Source organism: Luteitalea sp. TBR-22 (genome assembly GCF_016865485.1).
Classification (GTDB): domain Bacteria; phylum Acidobacteriota; class Vicinamibacteria; order Vicinamibacterales; family Vicinamibacteraceae; genus Luteitalea.
Window position 1 is genome coordinate 5,048,777 of sequence record NZ_AP024452.1, and the last position, 11,653, is coordinate 5,060,429.

Sequence of the window (11,653 nt, forward strand, 5' to 3'; positions counted from 1 at the left end):
CCGGCGCCCGGAGGCGAGCCCATGTCCCGCGGCTCCACTGTCGCTCCGCTTGACGTCCTGGCGGCACTCCTCATCGCCACCTGCACGCCGGCCCAGGCCTTCGGCCAGCCGACGGGCGCCGACCCGCCCCCACTCTCGACGCCTCCTGCCGTAGCGGCCGCACGCGACCCCAGGATCCACGTCCCGGAAGCGTCCACCCTCGCCACGACCGGCGGAACCGGGTTGATTCGCCTGGGCTCACCCTACCCGTTGAAGGCTGGAAACATCGCGGTCGGGGCGACCGTCATGAACTGCGATCGCAATCCCGGCGACGTGGACTTCTTCGACTACGGCGCGCAGTTCGCGGTGGGGGTGGGCGCACGCACCGAGCTGTTCGTGCGCGCGTCGCCGGTGGTGCGCACCAACAGCGTGGGCCAGGATCCGGTGGGCTTCCCCGTGCCGCCGCTCGACCTGTTCGTGGATACCTACCCGACCAACGCGCTGCGACCAGGGCCCCTCTTCCTGCTGGCGCAGGAGGTTCCCTACAAGTCCTACGATGCGGCGACCGAGGTCATCGATCCGCCCGGACATGGTGCCTTCGCGTCCTCATCGGGATCGGTCGTCCTGGGCGCCAAGGTGAACCTGGCGTCGGAGGATCGCGGGGCGTGGCTGGGCCTCGGCGTGCGCGGGTACGTGGACATCCCCACCGAGACGCCCGAATACAACTCGCCACGGTGGGGTCGCCTGAACGGTGTGTCCGGGAAGGTGGACGTGGGGCTCGACGTGCTCGCCGCCAAGCGATTCGCGCTCACCGAGCTGATGGTCAACGTCGGCTATCGCCGGGTCGGCGACCCGGACCGGGGCATCCGGCTGCAGTACATCGACTCGTCGAAATCGGCGGGGGCGGGCTTCCTGGTGGGCTCGCCAGTCGAGATCGCCCTCGACCTGCACGATCGGCTCGAAGTCGGCGCCGGCGCGGCGATTCCGCTGTTCGCGATCCAGCGTGGGCAGGTGTGGATGGTGAGCGAGTTCAGCTACCTGCGCTACGTCGGTGGTGGCACCCCGGTGGAGCGCCTCGTGCACCCGGCGGAGATGCGCCTCGGCCTGCAGTGGGACCTGCCGTGGTACAAGGCCCTGTCGCTCGGCGCGGCGTGGCAGCTGCTGTTCAACGATGGCGGCGACGGCGACCTGCGCACCACCTTCCTCCGCGGCGATGCCGGTGGCGACGTGAACTTCAGCGAGCTCGTCGACGGCGAGCTCTCGTCGGAAGTCCAGGCCTATCTCGCCAGCCGCGGCGCGACGTTCTCGCCCAACAGCTCGAAGGTGCTCTCCACCGACAACCCGGCGTTCGACGCGTGGCGCAACATCGCGCCGGTGCCCCAGCGCGTCATCTCGCAAGGAGGCGGCAACATCCTGGCGTTCATCACGTGGCGCATCAATCAGCGGTGACCACCACGGGCAGCGGCGCAGCGGCGCCCGCCGACGCCTGCAAATCTCCAGTTTCGAATCGCCACCACTGACGCTAGACTCCGGGGCGACTCGACCGCATGTCGCTCCCTGCCGGCACCGCCATCGGCCCGTACACGATCGTCGCCCCGCTCGGCACGGGCGGCATGGGTGAGGTGTATCGCGCCCACGATGCCACACTGCACCGCGACGTCGCGATCAAGCTCCTGCCGGACGCCTTTGCCAACGACAACGACCGCGTCGCGCGCGTGCTGCGCGAGGCGCAGGTGCTGGCGTCGCTGAATCATCCTGGCATCGCCGGCATCTACGGCATCGAGTCGTTCCGCGGCACGCACGCCCTGGTGATGGAGTTGGTCGCCGGCGACGACCTCGCGACGCTCCTCGAACGCGGCCCGCTCGCCCCCGAGGACGCGCTGCCCATCGCGCGGCAGGTGGCCGCCGCCCTCGAGGCCGCGCACGAGCAGGGCGTCGTCCATCGCGACCTCAAGCCCGGCAACATCAAGGTGCGCGCCGACGGCTCCGCGAAGGTGCTCGACTTCGGCCTCGCGAAGGCGCAGGCCCCGGGCTCCGCGCCCGGCCGCGACGGGCTCGCCGCCACGCTCACCTCGCCGACGCTCACGGCGCAGGGCCTCCTGCTCGGCACGCCGGCGTACATGGCCCCCGAACAGGCGCGCGGTCGCGCCGTCGACAAGCGCGCCGACATCTGGGCCTTCGGCGTCGTCCTCTACGAGATGCTGACGGGCGTGTGCCCGTTCCGCGAGGACTCGGTCGCCGCCACGCTCGCCGCGGTGCTCACAAAGGAGGTGGACCTCGGCGCGATCCCGGAGACCGTGCCGGCCAGCGTGACCGCACTGATCGCGCGCTGCCTCGAGCGCGATCCGCAGGTCCGCCTGCGCGACATCGGCGAGGCGCGGGTGGCGCTGGCGGCGCCCGCGCCGTCGAACGGGCCACTCGTCCGCGCTCCGCAGCCGACGAGTGCGCCAGCCGCCCCGTCGCGCAGCTACACGCGTCGCGAACTGATCGCCATGGCCGCGGGCGGCACCGCACTGTTCGGCGGCGGCCTGGCCGCGGGCCTCATCGTGCCGCGGCGCGGCTCTGAGCCGGTGGCGCCACTGCTCGTGCGTCCACTGACCGCGTCGGGCCTGGTGATCAGCGCGTCGATCTCGCCCGACGGCCGCTACCTCGCGTATGTGGAGTCCGAGCACGGGCAGCAGAGCCTGTGGGTGCGCCAGGTGGCCACTGGGCAGACGTTGCGCCTCATGCCCGAGGACTCGGTCGCGTACTGGAGCCACACCTTCACGCCCGACGGCAACGCGATCGTCTTCGGCCAGAAGTCCCGGACGCAGCCCACCGGCGCACTCTTCTCCATCTCGCCGCTCGGCGGCACGCCACGGCTGCTCGTCGAGGGGATGGACACGCCCCCGACCTTCTCTCCCGATGGAGCCCGCATGGCGTTCGTGCGGGCGCGCACGCCCGACCCGGAGCACTCGGCGCTGATGGTGTGCAATCGCGATGGCAGCGCTGAACGGGTCCTGGCGGCGGTGAAGCTCCCGGAGTCGATGGCCGACGTGTTCTTCGGGGCGCCGTCCTGGTCGCCGGACGGGACCACCATCGCCGTGGCGGTCGGCACCGGCCTCAGCTCACGCGCCCTCGCCGTGCGCGGTGCGCGGCTCGCCCTCGTGGATGCGACGAGCGGCGCGATGCGCACGCTCGGTCCGGTCGACTGGCTGCACGTGGGCCAGTGTGCGTGGCTGCCGGACGGGCGCTCCCTGCTCGCGATCGCGCGGCCCCCCAGCGACCCGTGGTCGCAGGTGTGGAGCATCGATGCCTCGACCGGGGCGACGCGCCGCGTCACAACGGGCACCGACGAGTTCCGCATCGTGTCCCTCACGGCCGACGGGCGCACGCTGGTATCGGTGCAGTCCACCATCGTGTCGACGATGAGCACGATGCCGATGGCCGGCGGCGCCCTCCGGCGCCTCGGGAGAACGAGCCTCGAGGGCGGCGGTGGGCTCGCCTGCCTGCCCGATGGGCGCCTGGCGTTCGCCTCCCTCATCGACCAGGCCTCCTCCATCTGGACGACCACGCCGGACGGCGCGACGCGGAGCGTGCTGGTCGATGCGCGGGCCGGCGAGTTCCTCTCGTTTCCAGCGGCGAGCGACGACGGCGGGCTGGCGTTCGTGGCCATGGCGAACGCCCAGCTCGAGCTGCGGTGGCTGCCGGCCGGCGCATCACGGGCCCGCGTGGTGACGCGCGATCTGCTGGCCGACGGCATCGCCGTGTCGCCCGACGGGCGCACCCTGGTGTTCAGCGCCTCGATCAAGGGCGAGCCGCGCCTGTTCCGCTGCGCCACCGATGGATCGGACCGCCGCCAGATCTCGTCGGGCTGGGCGAGCACGCCGGCCATCGGTCCCGACGGCAGGACGGTCGCCTACTTCGGCACTGGCAATGGCGGGTTCCGGATCAAGGTGGCGTCACTCGACACGGGCGATGTGCTCTCCGATCTGCCGAGCGAGCCACCGCCCTCCGGGTTCAGCACGCTGGCCCTCACCGGCGACGGCGTGCTGACCGCGGTGATGCCGGGCGACCGGGGCAACGTGTGGCTGCGTCCGCTCGATGGCAGCCCGGCCCGAAAGCTCACGCCCTTCGCCGAACAGGAGATCTTCCGCTTCGCCGTGTCGCGCGACGGCGCGACGCTGGTCATCGTCCGCGGGTCGCGGCTGCGCGACGCGCAGATGATCACCGGCTTCGACCCGGCAACTTGAAATTCGAAATTCGAGATTGATCGGCGGCCGGCCCTTCGTCCCTCGACTTCGCTCGGGACGGCCTGAGCGGCAGTCGAAGGCCGGCCTTGCCGCTCGAGGCATCCCGACGGGCGCCGGCGCAGCCGCGCCCCGCGAGAATTTCAGATTTCCAATTTCGAATTACAGTGAGCCCCCATGAGGCTCACCGTACTCCCCCTCCTGCTGCTCTCGGCCGTCACCGTGGCCGCGCAGCAGTCGTCCACCCAGGTCGACGAGGCGCTGGCGCGCCCGATTCTGGCCGCCGACCAGACGCGCATCGACACGCAGGTGTGGCTCGCGTCGCAGGTGCCCGTCCTGCAGGTACCGGCGACGCGCGCCGCGTGGGACGCCAAGGCGCGTGAGCTGCGGCAGCGCGTGCTCGACGAGGTCGTCTATCGCGGGCAGGCAAAGGCGTGGCGCACGCAGAAGGCGAAGGTCGAGGAGTTCGGCGTCATCGAGGCCGACGGCTACCGCGTGCGCAAGATCCGGTTCGAGGCGGTGCCGGGGCTGCACGTGCCGGCCCTGATCTACGAGCCCGCCAGGGCGCTGGACCAGAAGATCCCGCTGGTCCTGAACTTCAACGGGCACGAAGGCACCGGGATGGCCAACAGCTATCACCAGGCGCGCTGCATCAACCTGGCGAAGAAGGGGCTGTACGCGATCAACGTCGAGTGGATCGGCCAGACGCAGCTCGCGGTGCCAGGCCTGCAGCACTACCGGATGAACCAGCTCGATCTCGTCGGCACGCCTGGGCTGGCCGTGTTCTACGAGTCGCTGCGGCGCACACTGGACATCGGCCTCGCGCTGCCGCGGGTCGACGCGACGAAGGTCGCCGTCACCGGCCTGTCGGGCGGCGGGTGGCAGACCATCATGCTGAGCGCGCTCGACACGAGGGTGACGCTGGCCAACCCGGTCGCCGGCTTCTCCAGCTACGTCACACGCACGCAGTGGCCCGACAAGGACCTCGGCGACTCGGAGCAGACGCCGTCGGACCTGGCCTCGGTGGCCGACTACACGCACCTGGCCGCGCTGGTGGCGCCGCGGCCGCTGCAGCTCACGCACAACGCCCTCGACAGCTGCTGTTACCGCGCCGACTACGCCGTCGGCCCGCTCCTGCAGCAGGCGGGCCAGGTGTTCTCGCTGCTCGGCGTGCGGGACCGGCTCGCCTTCCACGTCAACTACGACAAGGGCCACAACTACGAGCAGGACAACCGCGAGGCCTTCTACCGCTTCCTCCACAAGAACCTGCTCGGCAACCGCGCCGACTTCGACCCGCGAGAGGTCGACGTGACGAAGGACCTGCGCGACGTCGAGGGCCTGCGCGTGCCGGTGCCGGCCGACAACGCGACGTTCACCTCGCTGGCCCGCGGCATCCTTGCCTCGCTGCCCGCCCCGACGGCGCCGACGCGGGCCCGCTTGCAGCAGCTGGTGAAGGCGCCGACGCTGACCGCCAGGGCGCAGTCGATCGGCAAGGCCGACGGCGCCGAGTTCTGGCAGCTGCACCTCGACAACTGGACCGTGCCGGTGACCGAGCTGTCGCCTGCGTCGGTCAACGGACGGCCCGGAGAGCCGTCCCCTTCCACCACGATCCTGCTGTCGGACGGCGGCCGGGCGAAGGCGGCAGGCGACGCGAAGCGGCTCCTCGGTGAGGGGACGCGCGTGGCGGCCATGGACCCCTGGTACTTCGGCGAGTCGAGCCTCGGCCGCATCGACTTCCTGTACGGCCTGTTGATGGCTGGCGTCGGCGAGCGCCCGCTCGGCCTCGAGACCGGTCAGGTGATCGCCACGGCGAAGTGGCTGAAGGCGCGCGACGGCCGGCCGGTGACCATCACCGCGCGCGGGCCGCGCACGAGCCTGATCGCGCTGGTCGCAGCAGCGCTCGAGCCCGAGGCGATTGCCGGCGTGCAGCTGCACGAGAGCTGGTCGACCCTGCGCGAGGTGCTGGATCGCGACATCACCGCAAAGGACATGCCCGAGATGTTCGCGTTCGGGCTGCTCGCGGAGTTCGACGTGGCGCAGATCAAGGCGCTCGTCGCGCCGCGGAAGGTCGAGGGCCGGTAGGGCGGTCCGCGCGCGTCGACCTGAAGGTCGACGCCTACGTATCGTAGCGGCCGACCTTCAGGTCGGCCGTCCATTGGAGTCGCCATGGTTCTCAACCGCACTCGCACGAGCGTCGCCTCCATCGCACTCGCTGCGACATTCCTCGGCAGTCTCGGCGACACGCCGCTGCGCGCGCAGCAACCACAGGTCGGGGGCGTCTTCCCGCATCTGTCCGTCGTGTCCGAGCATGTGCCCCGCTCCGAGGCCGGCATCGGGGCGCTGGTGCCGTGGGCCGATCGCCTCTGGATGGTCGGGTACGTCGCGCACATCACCGGCGCGGGGCTCGGGTTGTACGAGATCGGCGCCGACCTGCAGATGAAGAAGCATCCGGCGAGCGTCACGGGCACGTTCGCCAACCGGATGATTCACAACGAGTCGAACCAGGCGATCATCGGCCCCTACGCCATCGACCCGGCTGGCCACGTCCGCGTCTTCCCCGAGATGGCGAAGCATCGCCTCGCGGCGACGATGGAGCACCTGACCGACAAGGCCAACCAGGTGTACTTCCTGACCATGGAAGGCCTGCTGTTCGAGGCCGACGTGAAGACGCTGCAGTCGCGCCAGCTCTTCGACCTCGTGAAGACGCTCGAGCTGCCCACCGGCGTCCGTCCGCACTTCAAGAGCGCCTTCACCGAGGCCGGCCGCGTCGTCGTCGCCAACAACAGCTACGACGAGCGCGACTTCACGGGGAAGCTCGCGGGCGGTCGCCTGGCCGAGTGGGACGGCAGTGCGTGGACCATCCTCGAGCGCAAGCCGTTCGTGGAGGTGTCGGGCAAGGCATGGGCCCCCGACGAGTACGGGCGGCCAATCTACGCCGCCGGATGGGATCGCGCGTCAGCCATCCTGAAGGTGTTCCTCAAGGGCGCCTGGCGCACGTACCGGCTGCCGAAGGGCGGGCAGACGTTCGATCACGCGTGGAACACCGAGTGGATGCGCATCCGGGAGGCGCAGACCGAGCGCTTCCTCATGGACCTGCACGGCCTGTTCTACGAGTTGCCGTCGCTGTCGTACGAGGGCCAGGTGTGGGGCATCCTGCCGATCGCCCGGCACCTGCGCATGGTGCCCGACTTCACCACGTATCGCGGCCTGCTCGTGCTCGGCGGCGACCAGACCGATCGCAGCCTCGGGCAACCGCAGTCGGGCCTGTGGTTCGGGCACCACGACGACCTGTGGCAGTGGGGCAAGCCGCAGGGCTGGGGCGGGCCGTGGTGGGAGGACTCGGTGGCCGCGGGCGCGATGTCGGACCCGTTCCTCATGACGGGGTTCGACAAGAAGGTGCTGCACCTGTCGCAGAAGGGCGGCACGCCGCTCACGGTGACGGTCGAGATCGACTTCCAGGGCAACGGGCGCTGGCAGACGTACGGCCGCGTGGTGGTGCCTGCCGACGGCTATGCGCACCACGAGTTCCCCGCGGGGTTCTCCGCGCACTGGGTGCGCCTCACGGTGGACGAGGGCGCGACCGTGACGGCGCAGTTCGTGTACTCGTAGTCGGCGCGTCGACCTGAAGGTCGACGCCTACGACCGCTCGACACGTAGCCGCCGACCTTCAGGTCGGCGGTTGCCGGAACGGCAGCCTGCAGGCTGCCTGTAGCCTGCAGCCCCCGGCCCTGTTAACATCCGGCCTCACCTCGACATCGCACATCAGGAGGCCGTGATGAGTTCCCACCGGGTCGCCGCTCTCGTGTTGGTCGCCGGCCTGGCGATCGTGCCGTTCGCCCGCGCGCAGGCACCCGCAGCGCCTGCCGCGCCGGCTGCCCAGCCGCGACCGCCGCAGTACGTGTCGCCCGAGGTCCACGCCGATGGACGGGTCACCTTCCGCATCCACGCGCCGAACGCGCAGGCCGTCCGCGTGTCGGCGGGCGACATCGTCGGCCTCACGCCGCAGGCTGCGCAGATGACCAGGGGCGAGAACGGGATCTGGGAGGTGACCGTGCCGACGCCCGAGCCCGGCGCCTACCGCTACAACTTCAACGTCGACGGCGTGGCGACGATCGATCCGCGCAACCACGCGACGAGCGAGTCCTTCCAGAACACGTGGAGCGTCGTCACCGTGCCCGGGTCGCAGCCGTGGGATGTGGCCGACGTGCCGCACGGCGCGCTGGCGCGGGTCACGTACAAGTCGGCGTCGCTCGGGCAGTTCCGGCGCATGCACGTGTACACGCCTCCCGGCTACGAGACGAGCACCGCGAGCTACCCGGTGTTCTACCTGCTGCACGGCGCCGGCGACAGCGACGATGCGTGGACGTCGGTGGGCCGGGCCAACTTCATCCTCGACTCGCTGATCGCCAACGACAAGGCGGTGCCGATGATCGTCGTGATGCCGGCCGGGCACATCCGCGGCGGGGCGCAGGGCATGATGGCCACGCAGGCCGTGGTGGACGACATCATGAAGGACATCAAGCCGTACATCGAGTCGCACTACCGGGTGAAGAAGGGGCGTGCGAACACCGCGATGGCGGGGCTCTCGATGGGCGGCCACCAGACGCTCAACGCCGCGATCCCGAACCTCGAGCAGTTCGCCTACATCGGCGTGTACAGCTCGGGGCTGATCGGCGCGTTCCCCGACCTGATGCCGCGGCCCCAGGGCGCCACCGCGCCGGCGCAGCGCATGGGGCCGACCGCCGAGGAATGGTCAGCCACCCATGCCGCCAGGCTGTCGGATGCCTCGCTGAAGAAGGACCTGCGGCTGCTCTGGTTCGCGACGGGCAAGGACGACTTCCTGCTCGGCACGACCAAGGCGACCGTGGCGCTGCTCGAGAAGCACGGCTTCGCGGTGGTGTACCGCGAGACCGACGGCGGGCACACGTGGCTCAACTGGCGTCACTACCTCACCGAGTTCACGCCGCAGTTGTTCCAGCCCGCGGCGCGAGCCACGTCGTCGCGGTGAACGACACCGGAGCCATGGCGCGCGCGACTGCGCGATGTGTCGCTGGCTGATCCTCGAGGGCTGCTGCCGAACCGAGCGAGGGCGCGGCTCCCCCTCGCTGGGCGCGCCCTGACGGCCGTCAGCGGGCCGTGGTGGCGAAGGCCACGCTCGCGGCCGCGAGCCGCTGCAACAGGCGGCCTGAGGCGGCCGCCAGCGTCCTGGGCAGGTCGGTGGAGATCGGCTCCCGGTCGGTGTTCACGTGGGTTCGCACCACCCTGTCCCTGTCGACCACGATCACTTCGACCGTGCCGACCAGCACCGGCTGGGTCTCGGAACCGGCCAGGTGCCAGGCCAGGAGCGTCACCGACAGTTCCGTCGCGGCGGCGGCATCCACCAGCCGAACGCCGGGAGTCGACGACAGTGCCATCCGCAGTGCCGTGTCCAGGTAGCCATGCGGCGAGTTGGCCCACCGCCAGACGGGATCTTCCGTCAGTTCTCCCTCCGGCCGCTGGCGAATGAGCCGTCGGGCGATGTGCCCGCGGGACTCGGTCTGCAGCAGCCGTATCGGGATCGCCTCCGCGCTGGTCCCGGACGTTGGCGGCGGGGTCACGAGCTCGGGCTCGAGGGCGCGGACAGCCGTCGTGCGGGGCCGAGGAAGCTGGCAACCGATGGAGGCGGCGGCTACCAGGACTGCCAGAAGGCAGCCGGTCACGCGGGCTCCCTGCGTCATGGCTTCTTCCCTTCGACGGGTCGCGGCCCGTAGATCACCGACTCGGGCTCGTCGTCGAGCCTGCGCGCCAACTCCTTGAGGCGATCGAGGGACTCACGCATCGCCGGAAGTGCGCGGCGCAGGTCGTCGGCCGCCAGGCTGGTTCGTTCCATCGCATCGCGGGCCGCCTTCGAGGAGCCGGGGAGGTCGGCGGCATCGATGGACGCGCGAGCTTCCTCCGCGAACTGCACGAGCGTACCGCCTGTCCCGATGAGGCGATCCATGTTCTCGGTGATCTGCGCGATCTGGGCGCTCGTCGTCCCGAAGAACGTGCGCGTGTCTTCGCTCAGTTGCGGGAGCTGGCTTTCCCGGACCACGCGCTCCACGCTGGTGAAGAAGGCATCGCTGCGATCGAGGCTCGTCGGGATCCTCTCGATGATCTCCCTGATGGTCTGGAGCGTGGCCTCTGCGCGCGCGAGGACTTCGGGCAGCCGGTCCTGTACCGTGGTGAGAGGCGAGGGCACGGAGGGCACGTACCCACGCGTGGGCGTGAACTTCAACGCGAGGGGCGGCGGCGGATTCGCCGGCCGGTCGAGCAGGAGGTAGGCCTCGCCGGTCACCGGGTTGCCCACGACCTGGGCGCGCAGCTTCGGAATCAGGGAATGCTGTTCCACCTGCCGGATGCGATCCAGGTCGGCGCCAATCTGGCTGAGCCTGTCGTAATAGAGGTCGAAGTCGATCTCCACCGTGTTGCCCGCCGGGTCGACGCGAATGGCCGTCACCTGCCCCACGGGCACGCCGCGGTAGCGCACCGCGCTCGACACGTCCAGGCCGCTGACGTTCTCGGTGGTGTAGGTCACCAACTCGATGGCCTTCCGGCTCCTCATGCGCTGCACGAAGAACGCCGTGGTCGCGACCGCCACGACGAGCATGATGACGAGGAAGGCTCCGAGCCGCGCGTAGTTCTTCTCGACGGCCATTGCTCACGCTCCAGGGGATGCGGGCGGCCCTGACGGCGCCCGCGAGAAGAAGTTGCGCACGAACGGCACGGCCGACGTGTCGCGAAGGTCGCGAGGATTGCCCGCGGCGACGATGCCCTTCGCTTCCCGATCCAGCACGATGCAACTGTCGGCCACGAGGAAGATGCTGGGCAGTTCGTGGGTCACGATCACGATGGTGATGCCGAGGTCCCGGCTGAGGGTCAGCATCAACTGATCGAGATCGGCAGCCATGATGGGGTCCAGTCCCGCCGAGGGCTCGTCGAAGAAGAGCAGGTCCGGCTCCAGCATCAGCGCGCGCGCGATCCCGGCGCGCTTCTTCATCCCCCCGGAGATTTCGCCAGGCAGATGATCGGCGAACGCACCGAGCCCGACAAGTTCGAGCTTGGCCTGCACGAGGTCGCGCGCCACGGCTCCACGGAGCGACGTCCACATGGTGAGCGGCAAGGCCAGGTTCTCGGCCAGTGTCATCGAGCCGAACAGCGCGCCAGACTGGAACAGCACCCCGAATGGCGGCGCCCCTTCATGCCGATGCGGCTCCCCGACACCGGCGATGTCGATGCGCCCGGCCTGGGGGACCTCGAGACCGATCAGGTAGCGCAGCAGGGTGCTCTTGCCACAGCCCGACCCACCGAGGATGCAGAACGTCGAGCCACGATCGACGGTGAAGGCCACATGCTCCATGAGGACATGCGTGCCCCACGCAATGCGCAGGCCCTCGACCGTCACGTGCGGCGATCCCGTCGACATC

The 11,653-nt window shown here is 70.2% G+C and carries 8 protein-coding genes; 5 read left to right on the plus strand and 3 right to left on the minus strand.

Features of this window, described 5'->3' with window-relative positions; genetic code table 11:
* Positions 1–21 precede the first annotated feature (21 nt).
* The 5 genes from TBR22_RS21020 to TBR22_RS21040 all read left to right on the plus strand — a co-directional run bounded on the left by TBR22_RS21020 (position 22) and on the right by TBR22_RS21040 (position 9,216).
* Positions 22–1,428 carry a hypothetical protein gene (locus tag TBR22_RS21020; RefSeq protein WP_239489797.1) on the plus strand — a complete coding sequence of 469 codons (1,407 nt, stop codon included), beginning with the start codon at positions 22–24 and terminating at the stop codon, positions 1,426–1,428.
* Between the two features lie 98 nt (positions 1,429–1,526).
* Positions 1,527–4,211 carry a protein kinase gene (locus TBR22_RS21025; RefSeq protein WP_239489798.1) on the plus strand — a complete coding sequence of 895 codons (2,685 nt, stop codon included), beginning with the start codon at positions 1,527–1,529 and terminating at the stop codon, positions 4,209–4,211.
* Positions 4,212–4,385: 174 nt separating this feature from the next.
* Positions 4,386–6,290, plus strand: a complete 1,905-nt coding sequence (locus TBR22_RS21030) for a S9 family peptidase (protein ID WP_239489799.1) — start codon at positions 4,386–4,388, stop codon at positions 6,288–6,290.
* Between the two features lie 84 nt (positions 6,291–6,374).
* The gene (locus TBR22_RS21035; RefSeq protein WP_239489800.1) at positions 6,375–7,817 is read left to right on the plus strand and encodes a hypothetical protein; all 1,443 of its coding nucleotides are present in this window, start codon (positions 6,375–6,377) and stop codon (positions 7,815–7,817) included.
* 166 nt (positions 7,818–7,983) lie between these two features.
* Positions 7,984–9,216, plus strand: coding sequence for an esterase (locus TBR22_RS21040; RefSeq protein ID WP_239489801.1), 1,233 nt, complete (start codon positions 7,984–7,986; stop codon positions 9,214–9,216).
* Between the two features lie 118 nt (positions 9,217–9,334).
* On the opposite strand, the gene TBR22_RS21045 is transcribed toward TBR22_RS21040, so the two are convergent.
* From TBR22_RS21045 to TBR22_RS21055, 3 genes are read right to left on the minus strand one after another with little or no spacing between them, the layout of a single operon-like run.
* Positions 9,335–9,925: a hypothetical protein gene (locus TBR22_RS21045; protein ID WP_239489802.1), complete on the minus strand. Its 591-nt coding sequence runs from the start codon at positions 9,923–9,925 to the stop codon at positions 9,335–9,337.
* Positions 9,922–10,884 (minus strand): MlaD family protein, encoded by a 963-nt coding sequence (locus TBR22_RS21050; protein ID WP_239489803.1) that lies wholly within the window; start codon positions 10,882–10,884, stop codon positions 9,922–9,924. The genes TBR22_RS21045 and TBR22_RS21050 overlap by 4 nt, the downstream gene beginning before the upstream one ends.
* Positions 10,885–10,887: 3 nt before the next feature.
* Positions 10,888–11,652, minus strand: coding sequence for an ABC transporter ATP-binding protein (locus TBR22_RS21055; RefSeq protein WP_239489804.1), 765 nt, complete (start codon positions 11,650–11,652; stop codon positions 10,888–10,890).
* Position 11,653 lies beyond the last annotated feature (1 nt).

What these genes read in the sequence shown, in the direction of transcription:
- TBR22_RS21035 (WP_239489800.1), top strand. Translation starts at nt 6,375, where the DNA reads ATGGTTCTCAACCGCACTCGCACGAGCGTCGCCTCCATCGCACTCGCT.
- TBR22_RS21045 (WP_239489802.1), bottom strand. Translation starts at nt 9,925, where the DNA reads ATGACGCAGGGAGCCCGCGTGACCGGCTGCCTTCTGGCAGTCCTGGTA.
- TBR22_RS21055 (WP_239489804.1), bottom strand. Translation starts at nt 11,652, where the DNA reads ATGTCGACGGGATCGCCGCACGTGACGGTCGAGGGCCTGCGCATTGCG.
- TBR22_RS21040 (WP_239489801.1), top strand. Translation starts at nt 7,984, where the DNA reads ATGAGTTCCCACCGGGTCGCCGCTCTCGTGTTGGTCGCCGGCCTGGCG.
- TBR22_RS21050 (WP_239489803.1), bottom strand. Translation starts at nt 10,884, where the DNA reads ATGGCCGTCGAGAAGAACTACGCGCGGCTCGGAGCCTTCCTCGTCATC.
- TBR22_RS21030 (WP_239489799.1), top strand. Translation starts at nt 4,386, where the DNA reads ATGAGGCTCACCGTACTCCCCCTCCTGCTGCTCTCGGCCGTCACCGTG.
- TBR22_RS21025 (WP_239489798.1), top strand. Translation starts at nt 1,527, where the DNA reads ATGTCGCTCCCTGCCGGCACCGCCATCGGCCCGTACACGATCGTCGCC.
- TBR22_RS21020 (WP_239489797.1), top strand. Translation starts at nt 22, where the DNA reads ATGTCCCGCGGCTCCACTGTCGCTCCGCTTGACGTCCTGGCGGCACTC.